The sequence below is a fragment of the Allobosea sp. 67-29 genome (assembly GCF_001898115.1).
Lineage (GTDB): Bacteria > Pseudomonadota > Alphaproteobacteria > Rhizobiales > Beijerinckiaceae > Allobosea.
Genome location: NZ_MKSQ01000014.1, coordinates 91,534 through 116,347, shown reverse-complemented (window position 1 = coordinate 116,347; position 24,814 = coordinate 91,534). Strand labels below are relative to the sequence as shown.

The window sequence follows — 24,814 nt, the reverse complement described above, 5'->3', positions numbered from 1 at the left end:
CCGGAGGTCGAACGGCCATGACATTGCAGGGACAGCGTGCACTGGTTACAGGCGGCGGACGCGGCCTCGGCCGGGCCATCGCCGCCGCGCTGACGCAAGCCGGCGCGACGGTCAGCATCCTCGGGCGCGACGAATTGACCTTGAAGGAGGCCGTCGCGGCCGGTCTGGCAGCCGATTGCGCTGCCTGCGACGTGCGCGACGAGGCCTCGGTCTCCGCGGCTCTGGACAAGCTCTCCCGCCAGCATGCCTTCGACATTGCCGTCGCGAATGCCGGGGCGGTCGAGACCGGTCCGTTCATGCGCAGCGACAGCGAGCGCTTCCGCCGGATGCTCGATATCAACCTGATCGGCACGGTGAACCTGTTCCACGCCGCGCTGCCGGCCATGCTGGAGCACCGCCGCGGCCGTTTGATCGCCATCGCCTCCACTGCCGGACATCGTGGCTATCCCTATGTTAGCGCCTATACGGCCGCGAAACATGCCGTGGTCGGGCTGGTGAAATCGCTGGCGCTCGAGACGGCGCGCTCCGGCGTCACCGTCAACGCCGTCTGCCCGGGCTATGCCGATACCGACATGGCGACCGCCAGCATCGACAACGTCGCAGCCAAGACCGGCAAGAGCCGCGAAGAGGCGCTCGCGGCCATGATCAAGGACAATCCGCAGGGCCGGCTGATCGCGCCGGAAGAGGTCGCGGCGGCTGTGCTCTATCTCTGTGGCGCAGGCAGCGATGCCGTCACGGGCCAGTCGCTCATGATCAATGGCGGGGAGTTCTGAGATGGAGACGCCCTCCTCCTCCCTGATCCTCGACCGCGAGACCAAGGCCAGCGAGCGCCCCGGCGACCACAAGGACGAGTTGCGCCTCTGGCTGAGGATGCTGACCTGCTCGACCCTGATCGAGACGGAGATCCGCAACCGCCTGCGTGAGGAGTTCAAGACGACGCTGCCGCGCTTCGACCTCATGGCGCAGCTCGACAAGACCGCCGTCGGCATGACGGTCGGCGAGGTCTCGCAGCGCCTGATGGTCTCGAACGGCAACGTCACCGCCGTCGTCGCCGGCCTCGTGACGGATGGGCTGGTCGACAAGCGCTCCGCCCCGCAGGACCGGCGCGTGCAGATCCTCACGTTGACCGCACAGGGCCGCAAGTTCTTCCGGGCCATGGCCGAGCGCCACGAGGAGTGGATCGCAGAGCTTTTCGTGGGGCTCGACCAGGCCGATATCGCTCAGCTCTTTCGGCTGCTCGGGCAGACCAAGAGCTCGCTGCATCGCGCCATCGCGGGGCGGACAGACCAGGCCGCCAAGGGGGATGCCTGATGACCCAGATCGCCAACGCCACCACCCTGCCGCTCGCTGGCTTCACGCCGGAGCATTTCAGCCTCTCGGTCTCCGGCAAGGTCGCGACGGTGACGCTTAACCGGCCTGAGAAAAAGAATCCGCTGACCTTCGCAAGCTACCGCGAGCTCACGGATTTCTTCCTCGCCGCGCAGAAGGAGGAGGCGGTCAAGGCGATCGTCGTCACCGGCGCCGGCGGCAATTTCTCCTCGGGCGGCGACGTCTTCGAGATCATCGGGCCGCTGGTCGCGATGGAGACCAAGGACCTCTTGAAATTCACCCGGATGACGGGCGAGCTGGTCAAGGCGATGCGAGCCTGCCCGCAGCCGATCGTCGCTGCCATCGACGGCGTCTGCGCCGGGGCTGGCGCCATTGTCGCCATGGCGTCCGACCTGCGTATCGGCACGGCCGGCAGCAAGATCGCCTTCCTGTTCAACCGCGTCGGCCTTGCCGGCTGCGACATGGGTGCCTGCGCAATGCTGCCGCGCATCATCGGCCAGGGCCGCGCCGCCGAGCTGCTCTATACCGGCCGTGTGCTCAAAGGTGAGGAGGCCGAGCGCTGGGGGTTCCTCAACCGCATCTGCCCCTCCGAGGCCGTGCTGTCCGAGGCTCAGGCGCTCGCCGCCGAGCTGGCTGATGGCCCGACCTTCGCCAATGCGATGACCAAGCGCATGCTCGAAATGGAATGGGCGATGTCGGTCGAGAGTGCGATCGAGGCGGAAGCCGTGGCGCAGGCGCTCTGCATGCAGACAGAGGATTTTGCCCGCGCCTATCACGCCTTCGCTGCGAAGCAGAAGCCGGTCTTCGAGGGCAACTGAGATGGGCAGCGTCTCTCCGCTCGGCCTCGACATTCTCGGCGACACGCTGGACTGGCCGTTCTTCGAGGAGAGCCACCGCGCCTTCGCCGCCGAGCTCTCCGGCTGGGCCGATTCCTATCTCGCCGACCTGCCTCACGACGATGTCGACGAGGCCTGCCGGGCGCGCGTCGCGGCCTTGGGAGCGGCCGGCTTCCTGAAGGCCGTCGTGCCGGTCGCCTATGGCGGGCTCGCCGACAGGCTCGACGTGCGCACGCTCTGCCTCGCCCGCGAGATCCTGGCGGCACATGACGGTCTTGCCGATTTCGCCTTCGCCATGCAGGGGCTCGGCACCGGCTCGATCAGCATCGCCGGTTCCGAGGCGATGAAGCAGCGCATCCTGCCGGATGTCGCGGCCGGCAAGCGCATCGCCGCCTTCGCCCTCTCCGAGAAGGAAGCGGGCTCCGACGTCGCCGCCATGGCGACGACGGCGACGCCGGACGGCAACGCCCATGTCCGCATCGACGGCGAGAAGAGCTGGATCTCGAATGGCGGCATTGCCGACCATTACGTCGTCTTCGCCCGCACCGGCGAGGCGCCGGGCGCGCGCGGGCTTTCCGCCTTCCTGGTCGAGGCCGATACGCCCGGCCTCACGATCCCGGAACGGATCGAGGTGATCGCGCCGCATCCGCTGGCGACGCTGCGCTTCGAGAGCTGCCGCGTGCCGCTTGAGAACCGCATTGGCGGACCGGGCGACGGCTTCAAGGTCGCGATGGCGACGCTCGACATCTTCCGCTCGACGGTCGGCGCCGCCGCGCTCGGCTTCGCAAGGCGGGCGCTGCACGAGACGCTGGCCCATGCCAATGGCCGCAAGCTCTTCGGCGGCACGCTCGGCGATCTCCAGCTCTCACAGGCGGCGATCGCCGACAGCGGCGCGCAAGTCGATGCGGCCGCCCTGCTCGTCTATCGCGCCGCATGGACCAAGGACCGCGGCGCGGCCCGCGTCACCCGAGAAGCCGCGCTGGCCAAACTCGTCGCGACCGAGAACGCCCAGAGCGTGATCGACCGGGCCGTCCAGATCCATGGCGGGCTCGGTGTCACCAAGGGCGTCAAGGTGGAGGAACTCTACAGGGAGATCAGGGCGCTGCGCATCTACGAGGGTGCGAGCGAGGTCCAGAAGGTCGTGATCGCGCGCGACCTGCTGAAAGCACATGCCGAAAAGGCAGGGGAACGACATGACAGCAACCGGATTCGCGAGATCGGGGCATAAGGACAGTTTTGCGCGGGACAACCTGCCGCCGCGCGAAAGCTGGCCCGATCTGAGACTGGAAGAGGCAGGGCTGAGCTACGCCGCGCGGCTTAACTGCGTCGCCGAGCTGCTCGACAAGCATCTCGCGGAAGGGCGCGGCGGACGCACGGCCGTGGTCGCGAGCGAGCTGCACTGGAGCTACGCCGACCTCGCCGACAAGGTGAACCGCATCGCCAATGTGCTGACCCGCGATCTCGGCATCGTCGCCGGCAACCGCGTGCTGCTGCGCGCCGGCAATACACCGATGATGGTCGCGGCCTATCTCGCCGTCATCAAGGCCGGCGGCGTCGCCGTCGCGACCATGCCGATGCTGCGGGCGGGCGAACTCGCCTATCCTTTGCGCAAGGCGAAGATCGCCCTTGCGCTCTGCGACCACCGTCTCACCGTCGAATTGGAGGGAGCGAAGGCGCAGGCGCCGGACCTCGCCCGTATCGTCGCCTTCGGCAGTTCGGACAGCGAGCTCGAAGCGCTGATGGCCCAGCCGGGTTACGAGAGTTTCGAAGCGGCCGACACCGCGCGCGACGATGTCTGCCTGATCGCCTTCACCTCCGGCACCACCGGCGAACCCAAAGGCACCATGCATTTCCACCAGGACATGCTGGCGATCTGCGACTGCTATGGCGCGCGCGTGCTGAAGGCGTCGCCGGACGACCGGTTCACCGGCTCGCCGCCGCTCGCCTTCACCTTCGGGCTCGGCGGGCTCGTGCTCTTCCCGATGCGGATCGGTGCGGCGATGGTGCTGCCCGAGAAGGCCGGCCCGGCCGATCTGATCGACGCGATCGAGCGCTACAAGGTCAGCGTCGTCTTCACCGCACCGACCGCCTATCGCGCCATGCTCGACAAGCTCGACGGACGCGACATCGCTTCGCTCAGCATCTGCGTTTCGGCCGGCGAGGCACTGCCGAAGGCCACCTTCGACGCCTGGCAGGCCCGGACCGGCCTGCCCCTCATGGACGGCATCGGCGCGACGGAGATGCTGCATATCTTCATCGGCGCACCGCGCGAGGCGATCCGGCCGGGTTCGACCGGGATTCCGGTGCCGGGCTACGAGGCCAAGATCGTCGATGCGGCAGGCCGCGACGTGCCGGACGGCACGCCGGGACGGCTTGCCGTGCGCGGCCCGACAGGCTGCCGCTATCTCGCCGACCCGCGCCAGGCAAAATACATCCTCGACGGCTGGAACATCACCGGCGACACTTACCTGCGCGATGCGGACGGCTATTTCTGGTACCAAGCCCGCTCCGACGACATGATCATCTCGGCCGGCTACAATATCGCAGGTCCCGAGGTCGAAGCCTGCCTGCTGACCCATGAGGCCGTCGCCGAATGCGGCGTGGTCGGCGCGCCCTGTCCCGAGCGTGGGCAGATCGTGAAGGCCTATGTCGTGCTGCGCGAAGGCATCCGCGGCGATGCGGCGCTGGCCAAGACCTTGCAGGAGCACGTGAAGGCCGGTATCGCGCCCTACAAATACCCGCGCGCCATCGAATTCGTCGACGCCCTGCCGAAAACCTCGACAGGCAAGCTGCAACGCTTCGCCCTTAGGCAGATCGCGCGTGGCGCGATCTGACCTCTTCTCCAGCCAGAGCCCAACGGCCGAACCGAGGCGACCACCCATGTCCGAACTCCCGCAATCCCGCGCCATCCTGCCCGAGGGCTGGCCGCAGCCGCGCGGCTATGCCAACGGAATGGTGGCGGAAGGCCGTGTGCTGGTCACCGGCGGGCTCGTCGGCTGGGATGCGCAGGGCCTATTCGCCAAGGGTTTCATCGGCCAATTGCGCCAGACCTTCCACAACATCAGGGCGGTGGTCGAGGCCGGCGGCGGGCGGGTCGAGGACATCGTGCGCCTGACCTGGTACGTCACCGACATCGCGACCTATCGCACCAGCCTCAAGGAGATGGGGCCGATCTATCGCGAGGTGTTCGGCCGGCATTTCCCGGCGATGGCGGTCGTCGCGGTGACGGCGCTGGTCGAACCCGAAGCGTTGCTGGAGATCGAGGCGACGGCTGTGGTGGCCGCCTGAGAGCCTTGCGTCAACTTGCCGCATTTATCTCGTGGGAAAAAATCTCACGCACTTCCGTTTATTAGCTCTTCACCAAGAATCCGGGCGGAGACTTGGCGTGCGTCGCAAGGTCGCGACGTACCCCGGAGTCTCTCCATGTCGAGTATCCGCAGCGTCAGCGGCGGCTTTCGGCCGCCACCTTCCAAACCTCCGAGCTTCGACCAGATCGACAGCAACAGCGACGGCGGCATCAGCCTCGACGAGTTCGAGAGCGCCGCGCCCAAGGGCGCCGACAAAACCAAGAGCGAAGAGCTCTTCAAGAAGATCGACGCTGACGGCGACGGCTCGATCAGCAAGGCCGAGTCCGATGCCTTCAAGGACAAGGCCAAGAAGGCCGACAGCCTGCTGCAGTCCTTCCTGTTCTCCCTGCAGGCAGACGGAACGCAGAACACCCAGAGCGCCTCGACCGACGACGGCGCTTCGGCCTTCGGGCAGATCGACAGCGACTCCAGTGGCAGGATCAGCCAGGACGAATTCAATTCGGCCTTCAAGGACAGCCGGTTGAACAGCGACCAGCTGAGCCAGCTCTTCAGCGCCCTGGACAAGGATGGCGACGGCTCGGTCTCGCAGGATGAGGTGAAGAGCTTCCAGTCCTCGCTGCAACAATCCGGCGGACGTCATCATCATCGTCACGGGCCGCCGCCCGAAGCCCTGCAGAATGCGTCGCAGGCCTATGGCAGCGCGTCGCAGCTCGCGGCTTCGAACAGCGCAGCCACGACCTACACCCAGGCGGCTTGAATCCTGCCATCCGGTCGCCGCGCAGACCCGTGGCAGCCGCAAGATCCCCGACGCCGACGGCAGAAGCCGCTGGCGCCGCTCCTCAGATCCCCGCCCCGTCCTGCAAGGTTCCCGCCGGCGCCTTCCGCCAGAGCCGCATATGCAGCGCACGCAGGCCCGGCCGCACCACGATATCGCCGCAGGCCAGCGCCAGAGCGACGGGTGCATTCGCCGTCAGAGCAAAGGCCGCAGCGAACAGTCCCGCCGTGCTGAGGACGCGCCAGCTCACCGCCGCCAGCCACGCGTTGCGATCAGGCGAGCCCTTCCTGCCGACGATGCGGATGACGCCACGCTTCGTCCAGGCCAGCGGCCCGCCGTCGCCGACCGCCCGCTGATCGGCCTCCTTGTCGGATTCGACGAAGCCAAAGGCAACCGTCTCGTTGCTGATGCGGTCGATCAGGATGAAGCCGCCGAGTTCGTGGCTGCGCGCATAAGGCAAGGAGACCAGCGGTCGGTCGAGCCGGAGTGTGACGAGGCCAATTCCGTTCATGCGCAAGGCTTGCGCTGGCAGTGGGCAAAACCCCTCGATATCGATGCTGTGATGCAAGCGTTCGACCGTAACGCTGGCACTCTGCGTCGCCAGCTTCACCAGGAACTGTCCCCCCTCCAGCATGGGGCGATCGCTCGTCCAGAGAAGCCGCGCCATGATCCCGCGGCTCACCGGCAGAGCGGTATCCGCGGCGACGATGACATCCCCGCGCGAGATGTCGATGTTGTCTTCCAGCGTTACCGTCGCGGCCTGTCCGGCGGAGACCTGTTTCGCATTGCCCGCGGCACCGATCAGACCGGCGATGCGACTGGTGCGGCCGGAAGGCAGGGCCACGACCGGGTCGCCGACACGGGCACGGCCCGTCACGGGCGTGCCGGCATATCCGCGAAAGTCGAGATCCGGCCGGTTGACCCATTGCACCGGCAGGACGAAGCGTTCGTCGGCGGGCGCGGTCCGGGTGATCGCCACGCTTTCGAGATAGGGCAGCAGCGCCGGGCCATCATACCAGGGCATCAGGGCGGACGGGCGCATGACGTTCTCGCCGTCGCGCGCCGAGACCGGGATGAAGCGGATCGTGTCGAAGCCCAGGTTCTGCACGGCCGCGCGATAGTCATTTGCGATCCGCGCGAAGACGGCCTCGTCATAGCCGACGAGGTCCATCTTGTTGATCGCGATCACGACATGGCGGACGCCGACCAGCGAGACGATGAAGGAGTGCCGACGCGTTTGCGGTAGCAGGCCCTTGCGCGCATCGACCAGGATGATGGCGAGGTCGGCGGTGGAGGCGCCGGTCGCCATGTTGCGGGTGTACTGCTCGTGGCCGGGCGTATCGGCGACAATGAAGCTGCGGCTCTCCGTGGCGAAATAACGATAGGCGACGTCGATGGTGATACCCTGCTCGCGCTCGGCCGACAGGCCGTCGACCAGCAAGGCGAAATCGGGCGCCGCGCCTTGCGTGCCGAACTTGCGGGAATCGTTGTCGAGCGCGTCGAGCTGGTCGTCGAAAACGGCGCCGGCCTCGTAGAGCATGCGGCCAATCAGGGTCGACTTGCCGTCATCGACCGAGCCGCAGGTGATGAAGCGCAGCAGTGAATGCTGGCCGGTTTCGGAAGCCGCCGGCGTGTCGTTGGCGGGCAGAAGAGTCTGGACTGGTCTCAGTGCCTTCGGATTCTTCCTGGCCAGGTTCCTGGCTCCGGCAAAGCCCATCAGAAATAGCCTTCCTGCTTCTTCTGCTCCATCGAGCCGGAGCCGTCATGGTCGATGACACGGCCTTGCCGCTCGGAAGATCGCGACGCACGCATCTCGGCAATGATATCGGTGAGGTTCGTCGCCTCGCTCTCGACAGCGCCGGTCAGCGGATAGCAGCCCAATGTGCGGAAGCGGACCATGCGGGTCTCGACGGCCTCGCCGGGGCGCAGTTCCATCCGGTCATCGTCGCGCATGATCCAGGCGCCGTCGCGCCGGACCACCGGGCGCGGCGCCGCAAAATAGAGTGGCACGACGGGGATATTCTCCAGCGCGATGTAGTCCCAGACGTCGCGCTCGGTCCAGTTCGAGAGCGGAAACACGCGAAAACTCTCGCCGCGATGCTTGCGGGTGTTGAAGAGCTGCCAGGGCTCCGGACGCTGGTTCTTCGGGTCCCAGCGGTGCTCGGGGCTTCGCAACGAGAAAACGCGCTCCTTGGCCCGGCTCTTCTCCTCGTCGCGGCGGGCACCGCCAAAGGCGGCATCGAACTTGTGGAGGTCGAGCGCCTGCTTCAGGCCTTGCGTCTTCATCACGTCGGTATGGACGCGTGAGCCGGAGGCGAACGGATTGATCCCGGCCTCTACGCCTTCGCGGTTGATATGGACAATCAGGTCGAGTCCGAGGCGCTTCGCCGTCTCGTCGCGGAAGGCGATCATCTCACGGAACTTCCAGGTCGTATCGACATGGAGCAGCGGGAAGGGTGGCTTCGCCGGGTAGAACGCCTTTATCGCGAGATGCAGCAGGACGGCGGAATCCTTGCCGATCGAATAGAGCAGCACCGGCTTGTCGCAAGTCGCCACCACCTCGCGGATGATGAAAATGGCTTCCGCCTCGAGCTTCTGCAGATGGCTGAGCTGGATCATGCTCGCGTCTCCGCCGGGGCGGGCTTGCTCCGCGCCAGCTTTCCGTCCGGCCCGACATGCAGGCCGCATTCTTTGGCCGCATCGTCCTCCCACCACCAGCGCCCGGCCCGCTCAGGCTCGCCGGGGCGGATGGCGCGGGTGCAAGGCTGGCAGCCGATCGAGACGAAGCCTTGCGCATGCAGCGGGTTGAGCGGCACGTCGTTCGCCTCGGCGAAAGCGAGAGCCCGCTCACGCGTCCAGTCGATCAGCGGACTGACCTTGAGCAGGCCGCGAGCTACATCCGCCTCCGCCAGCTTCACCCCGCCTCGCGCGGCCGACTGGTCGGCTCGCAGGCCGGTCAGCCAGGTATCGGCGCCGGCGAGCGCGCGGCCGAGCGGCTCGACCTTGCGGATGTCGCAGCAGGATTTGCGGGCGTCACGCGAGGCATAAAAGCCGTTGATGCCGTTCTGGCGGATGTGAAGCTCGACAGCCTCATGGCGCGGATAATAGGGGCGAACCAGGATGCCGTAGCGCTCTTCCGTCTCCTGCCAGAGCGTGTAGACCTCGGGGAAAAGCCGGCCGGTATCGAGCGTGGCGAAAATGACAGGCAGCTTCGCGGTCGCGATGGCATGGGCCAGCACCTGGTCTTCGAGGCCGAAGGATGTGGTGAAGACGACAGGGCCGGTCGCCTGCGCGACGATGCCGGCGAGGCGTTTTGACAGATCCGCCCGACCAAACGCGGTATCGAGCGCGGCCGCCCGATGCGCCAGCGCTGCGGCGGCTTGGGTGGTCGTCATGGGCTCGTCCGGGCCGGGGCTGCTCGCCATGGTTCAGGCCATCCGTTCGGTAAATCGAACGAAGCATTTATACCGGCGAGGCAAAAGGTTCAATTTACAGCAGGTAGCGGGTTTTTTCTTATTTCACTTCCATTGGAGAAGTTTGTTTTGGCGGACGATGGCAGCCATCATGGCAGCCGGGCCTCAATGGAAATCTCGCGATTTCGGCAGGATGCGGACATTGCGCGGGTGGCGGTGGCGCGGCAGCGGGGGGTTCTTCAGTTCGTCGATGGGCATCGGCACCTCGGCGCGATGCGTATCCGAGAGCGAGAGCAAGTCGAGCGAGCGATCGATGATGCGCTGGGCCATCAGGTGCACCACGCCCTCGACGCTCTTCTGCACCCGGCCTTCGACCAGCATCAGCCGCGCTCCCATGACCTCGCGGCGGAAGCGCTCGAACAGCCGCGCCCAGATCACGACATTGGTGATGCCGGTCTCGTCCTCAAGCGTAACGAAGATGGCGTTGCCGTTGCCGGGACGCTGGCGCACCAGCACGATGCCGGCCGTGCGGGCGAAGGCAGCGTCCGGCTTCGCATCGGTGTCGATGCAACTCAGGATACCTTCGCGGCGGAAACGCGGGCGTAGAAGCTGCATCGGGTGCCCCTTCAGCGAGAGGCGGACCGTCTGGTAGTCGGCGACGATATGCTCGGCGAGCGGCATGGTCGGGAGTGCCATCGCCGGCTCCTGCCCCAGTTCGCGGGCACTGGCGGCCTGGAAGAGCGGCAGCGCCGCATCGTCGGGCAGGCGGCGCACGGCCCAGAGCGCCTCGCGCCGGTCGAGCCCGAGCGAGCGGAAGGCATCGGCGTCGGCGAGCAGACGCATGGCGCGGGCGGGAAGACCAGCGCGGCGCATCAGATCCTCGACGTCGCGACAGGGGCCGCCTGCCTCTCGCGCCTTTTCGATGGCGAGGCCCCACTCATCCTTGAAGCTGTCGATCTGGCGGAAGCCGAGGCGCAGGGCGAAGGGGTTTCTCTTACGTCCCCGATGCGGGCAGCCGTGGTGAGAATTCGATTCCGAAACAGCTTCCAAGCTGTTGTCCAAAAAGCTGGAATTGACATCGACCGACCTCGGCTCAACGCCGCCGTTCTCCTCCGCCTCCCGGACGATCTGGGCGGGAGCGTAGAAGCCCATCGGTTGCGAATTCAGCAAAGCGCAGGCGAAAGCCGCCGGGTGATGCTTCTTCAGATAGGAGGAGATGTAGACCAGCTTGGCGAAGGAGGCGGCGTGGCTCTCCGGGAAGCCATAGCTGCCGAAGCCCTTGATCTGCTCGAAACAGCGCTGGGCGAAGTCGCGCTCATAGCCGCGCGCGACCATGCGCTCGACCATCATGTCCTGGAAATGATGGATGGTGCCGACATTGCGGAAGGTCGCCATCGCCCGGCGGAGGCCATTGGCCTCAGGCTCGGTGAATTTGGCGGCCTCCATGGCGAGCCGCATCGCCTGTTCCTGAAAGAGCGGGACGCCAAAGGTCTTCTTCAGCACTTCGTAAAGTTCGTCAGGTGCCCCATGCTCCGGCGAAGGCGAGGGATAGGTCACCTCCTCCAGCCCCGACCGCCGCCGCAGATAAGGATGGACCATGTTGCCTTGGATCGGGCCCGGACGGACGATCGCGACCTGGATGACGAGGTCGTAGAACTCCCGTGGCCTGAGCCGCGGCAGCATGTTCATCTGAGCGCGGCTCTCGACCTGGAAGACACCGAGCGACTTGCCCTCGCAAAGCATGTCGTAGGTGGCCTCGTCCCTGTTCGGCACATCGGCGAGCCCCCAGTCGATGCCTTCATGCTCGCGCAAGAGATCGAATGCCTTGCGGATGCAGGTCAGCATGCCCAAGGCCAGCACATCGACCTTCATCAGGCGCAATTCATCGATGTCGTCGCGGTCCCATTCGATGAAGGTACGATCGGCCATCGCGGCGTTGCCGATCGGCACGGTCTCGTCGAGGCGCCCGCGCGACAGGACGAAGCCGCCGACATGCTGCGAGAGGTGGCGCGGATAGCCCAGCAGCCGGATGGCGAAATCGACGGCACGGCGGATCGTCGGATTTGCCGGGTCGAGTCCGGCCTGGCGGATGCGGGCGTCGCCGATCTCGGTGCCCCAACTGCCCCATTGCGTGTCTGAGATGCGGGCGGTGACGTCCTCGGTCAGGCCCAGCACCTTGCCAACCTCCCGGATCGCGCTTCGCGGGCGGTAGTGGATCACGGTCGCCGCGATGCCGGCGCGCTCGCGACCATAGAACCTGTAGATCCACTGGATCACCTCCTCGCGCCGCTCATGCTCGAAATCGACGTCGATATCGGGCGGCTCCTTGCGCTCGGTCGAGATGAAGCGCTCGAACAGCACGTCGTTCTCATTGGGGTCGACGGCGGTGATTCCGAGGACGTAACAGACGGCGGAATTGGCAGCCGAACCGCGGCCCTGGCAAAGGATACCCTTGCTCTCGGCGAATTCGACGATCTGGCGGATGGTCAGGAAATAGCGGGCGTATTCGAGCTTCCCGATCAGATCGAGTTCCTTCGCCAGCAATTTCTCGACCTTCTCCGGCACGCCTTGGGGATAGCGGATCAGGCAGCAGCGACGGACCAGCTCCACCAGCCAATCCTGATCCTTCCAGCCGGGCGGGATCGGCTCGTCGGGGTATTCGTATTTCAACTGCCCGAGATCGAACTCGATGCGGGAAAAGAGATGCTGGGTCTCGGCAATCGCTTCAGGGGCGTCCCTGAAGAGGCGGGTCATTTCCTGCGGCAGCTTGAGATGACGCTCGGCGTTGGATTCAAGCAGGCGTCCGGCACGCTCGATGGTGGTGCCCTCGCGGATGCAGGTCAGCACATCCTGGAGGTCGCGTTGCGCGATGGAATCGTAGAGCGCGTCATTGGTCGCGATCAGCGGGGTTCGAGTCGCGGCAGCGATCGCCTTGAGCCGCGCGAGGCGGCGGCGGTCGTCGCCGCGCCGATGCATGCTGGCAGCGAGCCAGACCGCACCGGGCGCGGCCTCGTCGAGGCGGGCGAGCAGTTCAGGCAGGCCGTCGAGCCTGCGGCCCGGCATCAGGATCAGCAGCAGATCGCGGGCATCGTTGAGGAGATCGTCGAGGACGAGCCGGCATTCGCCCTTCTTCACGCCCTCCTTCCGGTTGCCGTGGCTGAGCAACCGGCAGAGCCTGCCCCAGCCGGTGCGATTGGCCGGATAGACGACGATGTCGGGCGTGCCGTCGGCAAAGACGAGGCGGGTGCCGGTGGCGAGCTTGAAGCGCCCCGCCATCGCCTTCATCTGCTCGCGGGTAAACGGCAAATCGGCGAATTCGGGATTCTCGACCCAGATATGCTCGCCCGGGCTGCCGCCTTCCTTGACCTTGTCGGGCGCCGGCAGACCATCCTCCCGCAACTGCCTTAGCGCCGCCCAGGCCCGCACGACGCCCGCTACCGTGTTGCGGTCGGCGATGCCAATGCCGGAATACCCGAGCAGCAGCGCCGTCAGCACCATATGCGGCCCCGGCGAGGCGCCGCGCAGGAAGGAAAAATGCGTCGCCGCAACAGGTTCGGCAAAGAAACCGACAAGCCGATTCATGCGAAGAGCCCGTGCAGGAACCAACGCGGCGGGGCGCTGTCGGCCTCGTAGAAGCCGGTGCGGTAGAGCCAGAAGCGACGCCCCTGCACATCCTCGACGCGGTAATAGTCGCGCATCGGCTCGTCGGAGCCGTCGCGCCACCATTCGGGGGCGATGCGCTCGGGACCTTCGGCGCGGGCGACGTCATGGGTCAGGCGGCGCCAGCGGAAGCGGATCGGCGGGCCGTCCGGCACTTCCGCAATGGCCTCGACCGGCTGCGGCGGCTCGAAGAGCTGGAGCGGGCGCGCCGGCGGTTCCTCCGGCTCAGGCTCCGGCCACGCCGCTTCCGGCAGCGGTGCGGCGGCCGAGAGCGCCTTGGCGGCACGGACGGGGTGATGCGTGTCCAGCGCCGTAAAGCGCAGCACCCGGTCGCGGCCGAAGCGGGTGACGAGCCGGTCGACCAGATCGGCCACCGCCTCCTCCTCGACGGCCCGCCCGTCGAGGCTATGCTGCGGCATGCCGAAGGGTTCGCAGACCGGCACGGCGAGCTTGATCGCATCGAAGCCGAAGCCGGGATCGAGCGCATCGGCCAATGTCTCGATGCGCTCGCGGTAGAGCCGAAGCAGTGCCTTGGCATCGCGCGAGGGCCGTCCGGTCTCGATGACGAGGCGGCGCACCGCGCCGTCGCTGCGGAAGAAGGCGATCTCGAAGAGGCGCCCGCCCTCGCCGCGCGCCTCCAGCACCCGTGCCGCCTCCCCGATCAGCCGGACGACCACCGCCTCGAGACTCGCGGCATCGGCGAAGGGCTCGGCGAAATGGCGCTCGACCACGCAGTCAGGTGGCGGGCGCAGAGGCGTGATGCGGCGGTCCTCATGTCCCAGGATGCGCCGGAGCTTGACCGTCAGCTTCTCACCGAAGCGGGCGGAGAGGGTTTCGGAGGGGCGTTCCACGAGATCGGCCAGCGTCTTCAGGCCGGCGCGGGAGAGCGCGATCACGGTCTCCGCGGCTGCATCCAGCGCAGCGGTCGGCAGCAGGCGCAACAACGCCTCTTCCTGGCCCGGCGGGACGATGCCGCCACGGCCATGTCGGGCATAGGCACGGGCGGCTTCGGGGGTGCCGGCGATGGCGGCCTTGAACTCAAGGCCGATGCGGCGCATCGCACGCGCAGCCAGCGCGCCGAGCCCGGCCTCGCCACCGAAGAGATGGGCGCAGCCGGTGACATCGAGCATGAGGCCATGCGGCTCGTCGAGGGCCACCAGTGGCGTGAAACGGTCGCAGAAGGCGGCAACCGCTTCGAGAAATTCGCAGTCGGCCTGCGGTTCGGCTTCCAGAGCGACGAGATGGGGGATGCGGGCGCGGGCATCGGCCAGCGTCATCCCGCGCGTCAGGCCGAGTTCGACCGCACACCGGTCGAAATCGACGAGGCGCAGGGCGCTGCCCTGCATCTCGACCAGCGCGTACGGCCTCTCACCCGGTGCGCCGGAAGCCGGAATCCTGCCCGTCCGCCGCAACCTGTCCGTCGCCAGATACGGGAACCAGAGGGCGAGATAGCGGCGCGGCATGGTCTGTCCGGGAAGATCGATCGAAAAGGCTGCGTTCCGCAAAGCGATGTCGGTCACGGTCCCACTCCACACGCCACTCACGCTCCGTCACATCTCCCCGCACGCCGCCGCGATGGCGCAGCAACCGCAAGGCGAAGGCGGGCTGGCCCGGCGCATTCGCCTCCAGCGCCCGCGAGGCGAGCGCCCTCGCCTGCCAGCGCGTGCGCGCCGCGCTCGGCGCTTCAGTGGCCGCGACGCGCAGCAGGAGGGTCGTCACGCCGGAGCCTTCGGCCGCCAGCGCGAGCCGGCGGCTGGCCGTCAGATCAAAGACCCGCGGCTCGCCCCAGGGCTCGATCAGCACGGCGCCAAGGGCCGGGCAGCGCGCCCCTTCCGCCCCGGCGCGCAACACGCCTTCGGCCTCACGCGCCCTGACCAGCAGGAGCCGGGCCGGATCGAGCCCGAGCTCGTTCAATCCCGGCGCATGCAGCCGGCCGGTCTCGGCATCGACGAAATCCTGCCGGATCCAGAGGATCGGCCGCGCCACGGCGTCTTCCGCCTTCTCTTCCGCCGCCCGCAACGCCAGCCCGAGCGCAAAGCCGGTTGCGGCGGCGAGATCGCCGGCACCGGCAGCATAGACCTCGTGCAGCGCCGCCCGATCGATCCCACCGGAAAGCGCCGCGTCGATCTCCGCCGCGCCGAGCCTCACCCGTCCCGTCGCAGCCGGCCGCATCCGCAGGGTGGCCTCGGCGAGGCTGCGGCGCAGGTCCGGCAAAGCTGACGGGGCGGCTCGATGCATGGCTACAAAGAAATTGTTCTCTCTTTGTTCTTATAAGACGCTCTGCATCCGAAGGCGAGTCGAGTCTTGCGCCGAGCGTCTCATCCCCTGCCAGCTCATGACGGGTGACTCCCTTGCTGGATCATGGGCAACGCCGGCCTTCCGGAACCGACCGATCTTGTAACAACCGGTATCGACACTCCGACCCGGCGGAGGAGACCGCGCATTCCAGGCCCCCAGCCAAGCCCGGGCATGGCGGCCGCCGCGCCCAACGACTAACCTCATGGCATGTGGGGGATTCTCTCAGCCTATTGGCCGCATATCATCGCCGTCATCTCCGTGGTGATGGCGGTGGTCGCCGCCGCCCATGCGGTGATGACGAAGGACGAGGTGCGCGGCGCCATCGGCTGGGCCGGCGTCATCATCCTGTCCCCGATCGTGGGCGCCCTGCTCTATGCGATCGCCGGGATCAACCGCATCCGCCGAACCGCCATCCTGGCGCAACGCCCCGGACATCGCGCGGGAGCCGATTCAGGCAGGCCCGTCCGTATCGGTGACGAAGAGGTCGTCCGGCTGTTCGGACAGCGCTTCGCCGCGCTGAAAACCCTGGGCGACCGGGTCGTGCGCCATCCGCTGACCACGGGCAACCGCATCGAGACGCTGCATACGGGCGACGAGGCCTATGCCGCGATGCTCGCGGCCATCGCTGCCGCGCAACGCAGCGTGATCCTCGAAACCTATATCTTCGATCGCGACCCGCTCGGCCTGCGCATCGCCGACGCGCTGATCGCGGCACAGCAGCGCGGCGTCGCCGTGCGCGTACTGATCGACGCCGTCGGCGCCCGCTATTCGGTGCCGAGCATGGCGGGCTATCTCAGCGCGGGAGGCCTCGACGTGCAGGTCTTCAACGGCAACATCATCATGGGCCTCCGGCTGCCCTACGCCAATCTGCGGACCCACCGGAAGATCATCGTCGTCGACGGAACGGTCGCCTTCATGGGCGGGATGAACATCCGGCAAGGCTTCACCGCGGAGTTCGCAGGCGAGGCCTCCGCCCACGACACGCATTTCCAGGTCACGGGCCCGGTCGTGGCCGATCTCTTCGCCGTGGCGGCGGAGGATTGGCGCTTCACGGCCGGCGAGACGCTGGAAGGCGAGGCCTGGGCGATCCGCACGCCGGTCGCCCCCGGCCCGGACGTCCTGATGCGCGTGGTGCCATCCGGTCCCGACGCCTGCCTCGAGAACAATCACAAGATCTTGACCGGAGCGCTGTCGGTCGCCCGCCGCTCGGTCAAGATCATGTCGCCCTATTTCCTGCCGGATCAGGAACTCATCAGCGCGCTGGTGACGGCGGCCCGGCGAGGCGTCGCGATCGACATCGTCGTGCCCTCGGTCAACAACCTCGTGCTGGTCGATCGGGCGATGACGGCGCAATTCGACCAGATTCTCAAGAACTATTGCCGCATCTGGCGCGCATCCGGCCCCTTCGACCACTCCAAGCTCTTCGTCGTCGACGAATGCTGGGCCTATGTCGGCTCCTCCAACCTGGATCCGCGCTCGCTCAGGCTGAATTTCGAGATCGACATCGAGGTTCTGGACCGCGATTTCGCCGGCGGCATCGACGCCCGGATCGGTACGGTGATCGCGACCGCGACGGAGGTCACGCTTGCCGGGCTGCGCGCACGGCCTTATCTCCTGCGTCTGATGGACCGGCTCATCTGGCTCGGCTCACCCTATCTCTGATGCGGCCTGGGCGGAGAGGGCGATTTCGGCGGTATAGTGCCGGTCCGCCGATTCGATTCCGAGCCGACACAGGCTGGCGCAGCGATGCACAAGAAGAGCCCGAGCCTGCCGGCGAGCATCATCTCCTCGCTTCGCCAGCGCAGAAGCAGGCCAAAGACCGCCTCCGAAAGGGCAGCGGGCTCCTCCGGCACGCTGGTGGCCTCCTACAACGTCCATAAATGCGTCGGTGTGGACGGGCGCTTCGACCCGGAGCGGATCGCCCGCGTCATCGCCGAGATCGGGGCCGATGTCGTCGCCCTGCAGGAAGCCGACAAGCGCTTCGGCGAACGCCACGGACTGCTCGACCTCGCCTGGCTGGAGCAGGAGACGGGCCTGCTTCCCGTCCCGCTCGGCAACGCCACGCGGGCTCATGGCTGGCACGGCAACGTCGTGCTGTTCCGGCGTGGAGTGGTGCGGGACGTGCATCAGGTGACCTTGCCCGGGCTGGAACCGCGGGGCGCCCTCGTCGTCGATCTCGATCTGGAAGACGGGGCGGCACTCAGGATCGTCGCCGCCCATCTCGGCCTGCTGCGTCGTTCCCGCTCGCAACAGGCGCGCCGGCTGATCGAGATCATGCAAAGCCGCGAGGAACGCCCCACCCTGCTCCTCGGCGACCTCAACGAATGGCGCCTCGGCGAACGCTCCTCGCTCAACGAACTCGTCCCGGCCTTTCACACGTTGCCGGTACCGGTGCCGAGCTTTCCCTCGGGGCTGCCGCTGCTGGCTCTCGACCGGATCATCGCCAACCGACCCGAAATCCTCTCGGACGTCGAAGTGCACGACACGCCACTGGCGCGGACCGCCTCGGACCACCTGCCGATCAAGGCCTATGTCGATCCGAGCCTGCCGGCTCTGAGCCTTCCTGCGGCCCAGGATACCGATGCCGCCATCCATCATGCCGCCGGGCAAGACGGCCTTTCCGAACGGCCGCTGCCCCTGCCGGCTGCCGGACCCGAACAGCGCAACGGCGAGCTTGTCCGACAGGCGGGCGCGCGGCTGAAGCGCGCCGTCAGCCGCACCCTCGGGCGGCGGCAATCCGGGCCGCGTTCCTGAAAGGCCCGCGCTGCGGAAACGGCCGCCATAGGCTCATGACGCGCATGCGTTGCGATGCTGGCCAACTCCGGCGAAGCCGGCATTGTGCAGAATTCCGAATCGCTTGCCGTGCGAGCTTGACATGCCGGTTTCGCCGCCAGAGCGCCCGAGCGCGCTGCAGCTCTTCCTGATCTTCGCCCGCATCGGGCTGACGAGCTTCGGCGGCGGCCTGAGCGGCTGGATGCTCCGGGAATTCGTGCAACGACGCCGGCTGATGAGCGAGGAGGATTTCCTCAACGGGCTTTCCATCGCCCAGGCACTGCCGGGGGTGAACGTCACCAACATGGCGATCTGGATCGGCTACAAGCTCAGAGGCCGCAACGGCGCCATCGCCTCCTGGCTCGGCATCGTCGTTCCCGCCGCCCTGGTGATCATGCTGATCAGCAGCGTCTTCACCTCGCTTGCAGGCTTCGAACTCACACATGTGGCGCTGGCGGGGGCGGCCTGTGCGGCGATCGGCCTGTCGCTGTCGATGGGGCTGACCGCCGCGCGGCGCGTCCCACGGCAGGTCTTCCCGCTCGCGATCATGGCGGCGACCTTCGTCGCGGTCGCCATCCTGCAATGGCCGCTGATCTGGACCGTGCTCGTCGCCGGCTCGCTCAGCGTCGCCGTCACCTACCATCGAGGTTGATCGGCATCGATGCCCGCCATAGCCCTCAGCATCCTCGCCGTGTTCCTGCCGCTCTCGCTCGTCACGATCGGCGGCGGGCAAAGCGCCGTCGCGGACATGCATCGTCAGATCGTCGACGTCCATGGCTGGATGAGCGCCACCCAATTCGTCGACGCCTTCGCCATCTCGCGGCTGGCGCCGGGCCCTGGCTCTCTGCTGGCGACATTGATCGGCTGGCGGATCGCCGGCTTCTGGGGCGCGCTGGCGGCGACGATCGGCATCTTCGGCCCGACCGCGCTCCTGATCTACGGCGTCGCTCACATCTGGTCGCGCTTCGAAGGCGCGCGGTTGCTGAAGGCCCTGGAGAAGGGTCTTCGCCCGGTCGCCGCCGGCATGATCCTCGCCGCGAGCTATGTGCTGATCAACGCGCTCGACAGCGGCTGGATCGGCCGCGGATTGGCCCTGGCCTCGACGGCCCTGCTGATGGCCACGCCGGTCAACCCGCTGCTGCTGATCGGCGGAGGCGCCAGCTGCTTCGTGCTGCTGCACATGGCCGCGCTCGTCTGATTCCTTCGAGAGCTAGCGGGGATCTGCGATGCCCGGGTCCGCCGTTGCCCGCTTGACGCCGCCCGCCGGGATCAATCCGGCGCAGAGCTGGCGGAGGGCGACGACATAGGGGTTTCTCGCGAGAAAACTGGCCTCGCCGAAATAAATCGGGATCTCCGGAAGTTCCGGCAAGTCGACGGCGGTGACCGTCGTCTCGGTGCCGTCGATGCACCAGGCGGGAATGATCGCATAGCCGAGCCCCGCCTCGACGCAGCGCTTCACGCTCGAACTTCCCGAGGTCGAGATCGCAATCTCCATCTCGTCCTCGCCCGGCCGAAGATAGTCGGTGGCCAGGTTGCGCAGGAGCTGGCCGGGCTCATAGGTCACGAAAGGCCGTCCCCGGACCCATGACCTGATGTCCCCCGGAGGCGGCGTGCCCCATTCGCGGGGGAAGACCAGAGCCGGCCGATAGGTGCAGACGAGATGCTGCGGCACGTTGGGATCGCCGAAGTAGCGCTCGGTGATGCACAGGTCGAGACTACCGTCGCGGATCATCTCCGGCAGGGCGGTGTCGCGCTCGAAGGCGATGATTTCGACCTGCGGAAAGAGTTCGCGGAAGCGGGCGAGGATCGGCGGCATCAGATAGAAGAAGATCGCCTGCGGCAACCCGACGCGCAGCACCGGCCGCTCCTTCTGGAGGGTGCGGTCGAGCCGGGTCAGCACGGTGTCCAGCTCGGGCAACAGCAGCTTGTAGAGACTGCGGCCGCGGGGCGTCAGGGACACGGTCTTGGCGCCCTGCTCCGACACCACCAGCCGCTCGGCGAGCAATTGCTCGAGCCGGCGCACATGATTGGCCGCCGATTGATAGCTCATGCCGAGCTTGCGCGCGGCAGCCGAATAGGAGCCGTCGCGCGCGACGATGAAGAACGTCTGGATGAGCGTCAGATTGGCTTCGCGCATGGTCCCTTCCGCCGGCAGGCCCGTCATTCCTACCTACAACAGCGCAGGCTCCGCCACTTGCAAACAATGTGGCAAGTCGAGGCGGATCATTTGCATCGACCCGCCCCGTGAAGCCGGGGAGGTTCTGGCCATCGCTCGCTGGGACAACCCGCCGCCGCATGGCCTCTTCCACCTCCATACATGTCGCCGTGATCGGTGCCGGGATCGTGGGCGCCTCGGCGGCCCATTTCCTGGCCGCCGCCGGTGCCCGCGTAACGCTGCTCGACGCGTCCGGGCCGGCGGGCGGCGCAACCGGTGCCTCCGACGGGGCGGTCTCGGTCGCCAGCAAGCGGCCGGGGCCGATGATGGATCTCGCCCGCCATGCGCGCGCCTTCTACGCGCGCTGTGAGCGGGAGGGGCTGTTCCGCGGCCTGTTCCATCGCCGCTCGACCTTCCTCGTCGCGCGGACGGCGGTCGAAGCCGATCTCGTCGCGCAGCACGGCGCAGATCTCGCCAGGGCGGGCGAGCGCGTCTTCGAGGTGGACCGCGCGACGCTGCTCGAACGCGTCCCCGGCCTGGGCGCCAGCGTCTGCGCAGCGCTCGAAATTCCCGATGACGGGCATGCGCTCGGCTACGAGATCACCGAACGCCTCCTGCGCGGAACCAGTGTCGATATCCGCAGGAGCGCGCCGGCATCCGAGATCGTCACGCAGGCCGGGCGCGTCGCTGGCGTCGCAGTGCGGGACGACCTGCTTGCGGCCGACGCGGTGCTGGTCGCGGCCGGCATCGGTTCCGCGCCGCTGCTCGGCCTCGGCGACATTCTGATCCCGCGCAAGGGACAGATGGTGGTGACCGACCGCGCCGGCAGCGCCGGCCCCGCGATCGACGGCCATCTGATGGCGGCGTCCTATCTGGCGGCCAAGCGTGGAATCGTTCGCGACAACGGTCATATCGGGCTGGTGATCGACCCTCTGATGACGGGCCAGTTCCTGATCGGCGGCAGTCGCGAGGACCATCGCAGCGATCACACGACCGACGCCTCGACCATCGCCGCGATCCTGCGCGAGGCGCTCGATCTCTATCCGCCGCTCGCCCAGCGCCGCGTGCTGCGCAGCTTCGCCGGAGTCAGGACCGCCTCGCGCGACGGGCTGCCGATCGTCGGGCCACATCCACGGCATGACGGGCTGGTCGTCGCGACGGGCTTCGAGGGGGATGGCATCTGCCTCGGCCCGCTGATGGGCGCCAGCGCGGCCCGCCTGCTCCTCGGCCAGAACCCCGACGTCGATCTGTCGGCTCTCGCTCCAGAGCGCTTCCTGCGTGCCGAGGTCCATGCATGAGCAGCCATTTGTTCTGGAACGGAGTACCGATCGCCTTCGAGCCCGGCGAGACGATTGCCGCGGCGTTGCTAAGGGCGGGAATCGTCGATCTCGGCCGGCCCGACGATGGACCGGGCGGGCGCGTGTTCTGCGGAATCGGCGCCTGCCAGGGCTGCGTCGTCACCGTCGCCGGCGCCGCGCCGGTCGAGGCCTGCCTGACACCCGCACGCGACGGCCTCCGGCTCGGCCCGCTGCCCTGGATCGGGGCCGACCATGGCTGAGGTGCCTATCCTCGTCGTCGGCGGCGGCCCGGCCGGAGCGAGCGCGGCCGCGACCCTGGTGGAAGCGGGCCTGCGCGTCCTCCTGATCGAGCAGCGCGATCGCCTCGGTGGCGCCATTCACCGCCAAACGGCGTCCGGTGCCGAGAGCCCCGTCTGGCGTCCCGCGCGGCATCGCCGCAACTGGGCTGCGTTGACCGCGCGGCTCGGCGCCGCGGCCGAGCGGATCGATATCCGGACGCAGACCGTGTTCCTCGGCGTCGATGGCGAAGGCCGCTTCCTGTTCGAGGATCGTCGCTCCGAGCGTGTTCTTGCGCGCCGGCCCCGGGCCGCGATCATTGCCGTCGGCGCGATCGAGACGATCCGCCCCTTCCCGGGATGGGAGCTGCCCGGTGTGATGACGGTTGGCGGCGCGCAGGTCCTGCTCAAGGAAACCGGCCGTCCGCCGGCAGGCCCGGTCCTGATCGCCGGCAGCGGCCCCTTGCTGCCGGCCTTGGCCGCCCAGCTCGCCAGGGCCGGCAATCCGCCGGTCGCCGTGCTGGAGCGCGGCAGGCCGTGGCGCGCACCGGGAGCCCTGGCGCGCCTGATCCTCTCGGGAGGGCCGACGGGCGAGGCTGCTTCCTACGCGGCGGTGCTCGCAGCCCATCGCGTGCCCTACCGCTGCGGCGCCTCTGCCCTGCGAGCCGAGCCGGATGGCGACGGGCTCAAGGTCGCGTGCCGCATCGGCACGAGCGAGCAGAGCCTGCATGTCAGGCATCTCCTGATTCACGACGGCATCGTGCCGAACCGGACGGGGATTCCTTTGCCGGCACCGGAGGCAGCGGTGCCGGTCCTGCAGGCCGGCGACGGGCGCGAAGCTCTCGGCGCCGATGCCGCGATCCTCGATGGCCGGCGGGCCGCCCTGCAGGTGCTGGCGCGCCTCGGCCACGCCAGCACGGCCGGAGCCGCTTCGCTCGAACGACCGCTGCAACGGGCCCGCGACTTCCAAGCGGCGCTTGCCGAAGCCCTCCACAGCGCGCGGGTCGCGCCAAGCCCCGAGACGCTGATCTGTCGTTGCGAGGGCCGCAGCTATGCCGATCTGGCGGCGCTCGCGGAAGACGCCTCCGCCCGCGAGATCCGGCTGATGGGTCGCTTCGGCCTCGGCGCCTGCCAGGGGCGCCTCTGCGGCCCGATGATCGAGGCTCTGAGGGCGCAACCCCTGCCGGCCACATCTTCCCCGCGCTGGCCCCTGCGACCGGTTTCGGTCGCGGCGCTCGCGCGCCTCACCGCCGATGAAACGGAGTGACGTTACCGTGACCATGTCTCTCGCCAAGCCCGCCCGGGCGACTGCCGCCTCTCTGGTCGAGGTCGTCAATCCCTTCGACGGGTCCATCGTCGGCAAGGTCCGACTGGCCGACGAGGTCGCGGTGGCCGATGCGCTGCGCCGGGCACGCAAGGCCTGGGCATCCTTCCGCTTCAGCACCCCGGCAGAGCGCAAGGACCTGCTGCACCGCCTTGCCGATCGGCTTGGCGACGAAGCCGAAGCGATGGCCCGGACGATCTGCGCCGAGGTCGGCAAGACGATCACCGAGGCGCGCAACGAGGTCCGCCGCGCCCGCAACACGCTGCGGCTGAGCGGCGACGCGGTGACCGTGCTGCACGGCGAGGTGCTGCCGACCGCCATTGTGCCGGGCGCACCGGACAAGCAGGCCATCGTCACCCATGAGCCAGCCGGCGTCGTCGGAGCGGTCACGCCGTTCAACTATCCGCTCAACCTCCTCTGCCACAAGCTCGGCCCCGCCATCGCGGCCGGCAACGCCGTCGTCGCCAAACCCTCGCCCAAGGCGCCGCTCGCCGCGCAGCGCCTCGCCGAGCTGGCGGAGGAGATCGGCTTCCCGGACGGCCTGTTCGGCATCGTCCATGGCGGCGCCGATGTCGCGGCGATGATCGCCAGCGGCGACATCGATCTGCTCAGCTTCACGGGTGGGCCCGCGGCCGGGCTGGCGCTCAAGAATGCCTCCGGCCTCGTCCGCTGCCTGATGGAGCTCGGCGGCAACGATCCGCTCATCGTGATGCCCGACGCCGATCTCGACCGCGCCGCCGAGGTTGCGATCACGCATCGCTTCGAGATCGCCGGTCAGAGCTGCGCCGCGGTGAAGCGGCTCTATCTGCACGATGCCATCCGCGAGACGATGATCGAGCGCATCGCGGCTCGGATCGCCGAGGTCACGACCGGCGACCCCGCCGACGACGCGACGATCATGGGCACCGTGATCGACGAGCCGGCGGCGGCGGAGGTCGAACGGCGGGTGAAGCTCGCCGTCTCGGACGGTGCCCGGATCGTGGCGGGCGGCGGCCGCAACGGCACCCAGTTCGCCCCGACGCTGCTCGATGCCGTTCCGGCCGGCACGGAACTCGTCCGTTCCGAGACCTTCGGGCCGGTGCTCGCGGTGCGCCGCTTCGACGACCCCGAGGCGGTGATCGCGGAGATCAATGCCGGCACCTACGGGCTGCAGGCCGGGCTCTTCACCAACGATCACGCATTGGTCAAGCGCGTCGGCCGCCGACTGCGCGTCGGCGGGGTGATGATCAACGAAGGGCCGGATTTCCGGGCGGAGAACGTGCCGTTCGGCGGCATCAAGTCGAGCGGGCTCGGCCGCGAGGGCATCCACATGACCCTGCGCGAAATGAGCGAAACCAAAGTCGTCATCGACTGACGACGCAAGGAGCCAAT

The 24,814-nt window shown here is 67.8% G+C and carries 21 protein-coding genes and 1 pseudogene; 15 read left to right on the top strand and 7 right to left on the bottom strand.

Features of this window, described 5'->3' with window-relative positions:
• The first annotated feature begins 17 nt into the window (after window positions 1–17).
• The 7 genes from BGO20_RS11810 (at window position 18) to BGO20_RS11780 (ending at window position 6,230) form a co-directional block, all read left to right on the top strand.
• Entirely contained in the window at window positions 18–773 is a 756-nt protein-coding gene (locus BGO20_RS11810) for an SDR family NAD(P)-dependent oxidoreductase (protein WP_291663829.1), read from the top strand.
• Between the two features lies 1 nt (window position 774).
• On the top strand, window positions 775–1,311 hold the full coding sequence (locus BGO20_RS11805) for a MarR family winged helix-turn-helix transcriptional regulator (RefSeq protein WP_291663830.1): 537 nt from the start codon (window positions 775–777) through the stop codon (window positions 1,309–1,311).
• The gene (locus BGO20_RS11800) at window positions 1,311–2,147 is read left to right on the top strand and encodes an enoyl-CoA hydratase family protein (RefSeq protein WP_291663831.1); all 837 of its coding nucleotides are present in this window, start codon (window positions 1,311–1,313) and stop codon (window positions 2,145–2,147) included. Before BGO20_RS11805 ends, BGO20_RS11800 begins: the two co-directional genes overlap by 1 nt.
• A gap of 1 nt (window position 2,148) precedes the next feature.
• Window positions 2,149–3,393 carry an acyl-CoA dehydrogenase family protein gene (locus BGO20_RS11795; RefSeq protein ID WP_291663832.1) on the top strand — a complete coding sequence of 415 codons (1,245 nt, stop codon included), beginning with the start codon at window positions 2,149–2,151 and terminating at the stop codon, window positions 3,391–3,393.
• Entirely contained in the window at window positions 3,359–4,999 is a 1,641-nt protein-coding gene (locus BGO20_RS11790; RefSeq protein WP_291663833.1) for a benzoate-CoA ligase family protein, read from the top strand. The genes BGO20_RS11795 and BGO20_RS11790 overlap by 35 nt, the downstream gene beginning before the upstream one ends.
• Before the next feature lie 46 nt (window positions 5,000–5,045).
• Window positions 5,046–5,453 (top strand): RidA family protein, encoded by a 408-nt coding sequence (locus BGO20_RS11785; RefSeq protein WP_291663834.1) that lies wholly within the window; start codon window positions 5,046–5,048, stop codon window positions 5,451–5,453.
• A 135-nt stretch (window positions 5,454–5,588) separates the two neighbouring features.
• Window positions 5,589–6,230 carry an EF-hand domain-containing protein gene (locus BGO20_RS11780; protein ID WP_291663835.1) on the top strand — a complete coding sequence of 214 codons (642 nt, stop codon included), beginning with the start codon at window positions 5,589–5,591 and terminating at the stop codon, window positions 6,228–6,230.
• An 82-nt stretch (window positions 6,231–6,312) separates the two neighbouring features.
• Here BGO20_RS11780 and BGO20_RS11775 read toward each other — a convergent pair whose 3' ends face one another.
• From BGO20_RS11775 to BGO20_RS11750, 6 genes are all read right to left on the bottom strand, one after another.
• Window positions 6,313–7,965: a sulfate adenylyltransferase subunit 1 gene (locus BGO20_RS11775; RefSeq protein ID WP_291663836.1), complete on the bottom strand. Its 1,653-nt coding sequence runs from the start codon at window positions 7,963–7,965 to the stop codon at window positions 6,313–6,315.
• Window positions 7,965–8,867, bottom strand: a complete 903-nt coding sequence (gene cysD, locus BGO20_RS11770; protein WP_291663837.1) for a sulfate adenylyltransferase subunit CysD — start codon at window positions 8,865–8,867, stop codon at window positions 7,965–7,967. The genes BGO20_RS11775 and cysD overlap by 1 nt, the downstream gene beginning before the upstream one ends.
• Entirely contained in the window at window positions 8,864–9,643 is a 780-nt protein-coding gene (locus BGO20_RS11765) for a phosphoadenylyl-sulfate reductase (RefSeq protein WP_291663838.1), read from the bottom strand. The genes cysD and BGO20_RS11765 overlap by 4 nt, the downstream gene beginning before the upstream one ends.
• A gap of 183 nt (window positions 9,644–9,826) precedes the next feature.
• Window positions 9,827–13,243 (bottom strand): error-prone DNA polymerase, encoded by a 3,417-nt coding sequence (locus BGO20_RS11760; protein WP_291663839.1) that lies wholly within the window; start codon window positions 13,241–13,243, stop codon window positions 9,827–9,829.
• Window positions 13,240–14,784, bottom strand: a complete 1,545-nt coding sequence (locus BGO20_RS11755) for a Y-family DNA polymerase (protein WP_291663840.1) — start codon at window positions 14,782–14,784, stop codon at window positions 13,240–13,242. Before BGO20_RS11755 ends, BGO20_RS11760 begins: the two co-directional genes overlap by 4 nt.
• Complete coding sequence (locus BGO20_RS11750; protein ID WP_291663841.1) at window positions 14,690–15,559, bottom strand: ImuA family protein; 870 nt, start codon at window positions 15,557–15,559, stop codon at window positions 14,690–14,692. Before BGO20_RS11750 ends, BGO20_RS11755 begins: the two co-directional genes overlap by 95 nt.
• Window positions 15,560–15,826: 267 nt before the next feature.
• Here BGO20_RS11750 and BGO20_RS11745 point away from each other — a divergent pair, with 267 nt between their 5' ends.
• From BGO20_RS11745 to BGO20_RS11730, 4 genes and pseudogenes are all read left to right on the top strand, one after another.
• Complete coding sequence (locus BGO20_RS11745; RefSeq protein ID WP_291663842.1) at window positions 15,827–17,281, top strand: phospholipase D-like domain-containing protein; 1,455 nt, start codon at window positions 15,827–15,829, stop codon at window positions 17,279–17,281.
• 84 nt (window positions 17,282–17,365) lie between these two features.
• Window positions 17,366–18,157, top strand: a pseudogene (locus BGO20_RS11740) (endonuclease/exonuclease/phosphatase family protein); the annotation flags it as partial.
• A 337-nt stretch (window positions 18,158–18,494) separates the two neighbouring features.
• The gene (locus BGO20_RS11735; RefSeq protein WP_291663843.1) at window positions 18,495–19,043 is read left to right on the top strand and encodes a chromate transporter; all 549 of its coding nucleotides are present in this window, start codon (window positions 18,495–18,497) and stop codon (window positions 19,041–19,043) included.
• Window positions 19,044–19,052: 9 nt separating this feature from the next.
• Window positions 19,053–19,589, top strand: a complete 537-nt coding sequence (locus BGO20_RS11730; protein WP_291663844.1) for a chromate transporter — start codon at window positions 19,053–19,055, stop codon at window positions 19,587–19,589.
• Window positions 19,590–19,601: 12 nt separating this feature from the next.
• Here BGO20_RS11730 and BGO20_RS11725 read toward each other — a convergent pair whose 3' ends face one another.
• A complete protein-coding gene (locus BGO20_RS11725; protein ID WP_291663845.1) occupies window positions 19,602–20,528 on the bottom strand; it encodes a LysR family transcriptional regulator in 927 nt (308 codons plus the stop codon).
• 158 nt (window positions 20,529–20,686) lie between these two features.
• Here BGO20_RS11725 and BGO20_RS11720 point away from each other — a divergent pair, with 158 nt between their 5' ends.
• The 4 genes from BGO20_RS11720 to BGO20_RS11705 are packed head-to-tail and all read left to right on the top strand — an operon-like array spanning window position 20,687 to window position 24,797.
• A complete protein-coding gene (locus tag BGO20_RS11720; protein ID WP_291663846.1) occupies window positions 20,687–21,844 on the top strand; it encodes an NAD(P)/FAD-dependent oxidoreductase in 1,158 nt (385 codons plus the stop codon).
• Window positions 21,841–22,104, top strand: a complete 264-nt coding sequence (locus tag BGO20_RS11715; RefSeq protein ID WP_291663847.1) for a (2Fe-2S)-binding protein — start codon at window positions 21,841–21,843, stop codon at window positions 22,102–22,104. Before BGO20_RS11720 ends, BGO20_RS11715 begins: the two co-directional genes overlap by 4 nt.
• On the top strand, window positions 22,097–23,386 hold the full coding sequence (locus BGO20_RS11710) for an FAD-dependent oxidoreductase (RefSeq protein ID WP_291663848.1): 1,290 nt from the start codon (window positions 22,097–22,099) through the stop codon (window positions 23,384–23,386). The genes BGO20_RS11715 and BGO20_RS11710 overlap by 8 nt, the downstream gene beginning before the upstream one ends.
• A 13-nt stretch (window positions 23,387–23,399) precedes the next feature.
• Complete coding sequence (locus BGO20_RS11705) at window positions 23,400–24,797, top strand: aldehyde dehydrogenase family protein (RefSeq protein WP_291663963.1); 1,398 nt, start codon at window positions 23,400–23,402, stop codon at window positions 24,795–24,797.
• Window positions 24,798–24,814 lie beyond the last annotated feature (17 nt).

Coding starts and splice junctions, on each gene's coding strand:
- BGO20_RS11810 (WP_291663829.1), top strand. CDS start 18: ATGACATTGCAGGGACAGCGTGCACTGGTTACAGGCGGCGGACGCGGC.
- BGO20_RS11805 (WP_291663830.1), top strand. CDS start 775: ATGGAGACGCCCTCCTCCTCCCTGATCCTCGACCGCGAGACCAAGGCC.
- BGO20_RS11800 (WP_291663831.1), top strand. CDS start 1,311: ATGACCCAGATCGCCAACGCCACCACCCTGCCGCTCGCTGGCTTCACG.
- BGO20_RS11795 (WP_291663832.1), top strand. CDS start 2,149: ATGGGCAGCGTCTCTCCGCTCGGCCTCGACATTCTCGGCGACACGCTG.
- BGO20_RS11790 (WP_291663833.1), top strand. CDS start 3,359: ATGACAGCAACCGGATTCGCGAGATCGGGGCATAAGGACAGTTTTGCG.
- BGO20_RS11785 (WP_291663834.1), top strand. CDS start 5,046: ATGTCCGAACTCCCGCAATCCCGCGCCATCCTGCCCGAGGGCTGGCCG.
- BGO20_RS11780 (WP_291663835.1), top strand. CDS start 5,589: ATGTCGAGTATCCGCAGCGTCAGCGGCGGCTTTCGGCCGCCACCTTCC.
- BGO20_RS11775 (WP_291663836.1), bottom strand. CDS start 7,965: ATGGGCTTTGCCGGAGCCAGGAACCTGGCCAGGAAGAATCCGAAGGCA.
- cysD (WP_291663837.1), bottom strand. CDS start 8,867: ATGATCCAGCTCAGCCATCTGCAGAAGCTCGAGGCGGAAGCCATTTTC.
- BGO20_RS11765 (WP_291663838.1), bottom strand. CDS start 9,643: ATGACGACCACCCAAGCCGCCGCAGCGCTGGCGCATCGGGCGGCCGCG.
- BGO20_RS11760 (WP_291663839.1), bottom strand. CDS start 13,243: ATGAATCGGCTTGTCGGTTTCTTTGCCGAACCTGTTGCGGCGACGCAT.
- BGO20_RS11755 (WP_291663840.1), bottom strand. CDS start 14,784: ATGCCGCGCCGCTATCTCGCCCTCTGGTTCCCGTATCTGGCGACGGAC.
- BGO20_RS11750 (WP_291663841.1), bottom strand. CDS start 15,559: ATGCATCGAGCCGCCCCGTCAGCTTTGCCGGACCTGCGCCGCAGCCTC.
- BGO20_RS11745 (WP_291663842.1), top strand. CDS start 15,827: ATGTGGGGGATTCTCTCAGCCTATTGGCCGCATATCATCGCCGTCATC.
- BGO20_RS11735 (WP_291663843.1), top strand. CDS start 18,495: ATGCCGGTTTCGCCGCCAGAGCGCCCGAGCGCGCTGCAGCTCTTCCTG.
- BGO20_RS11730 (WP_291663844.1), top strand. CDS start 19,053: ATGCCCGCCATAGCCCTCAGCATCCTCGCCGTGTTCCTGCCGCTCTCG.
- BGO20_RS11725 (WP_291663845.1), bottom strand. CDS start 20,528: ATGCGCGAAGCCAATCTGACGCTCATCCAGACGTTCTTCATCGTCGCG.
- BGO20_RS11720 (WP_291663846.1), top strand. CDS start 20,687: ATGGCCTCTTCCACCTCCATACATGTCGCCGTGATCGGTGCCGGGATC.
- BGO20_RS11715 (WP_291663847.1), top strand. CDS start 21,841: ATGAGCAGCCATTTGTTCTGGAACGGAGTACCGATCGCCTTCGAGCCC.
- BGO20_RS11710 (WP_291663848.1), top strand. CDS start 22,097: ATGGCTGAGGTGCCTATCCTCGTCGTCGGCGGCGGCCCGGCCGGAGCG.
- BGO20_RS11705 (WP_291663963.1), top strand. CDS start 23,400: ATGTCTCTCGCCAAGCCCGCCCGGGCGACTGCCGCCTCTCTGGTCGAG.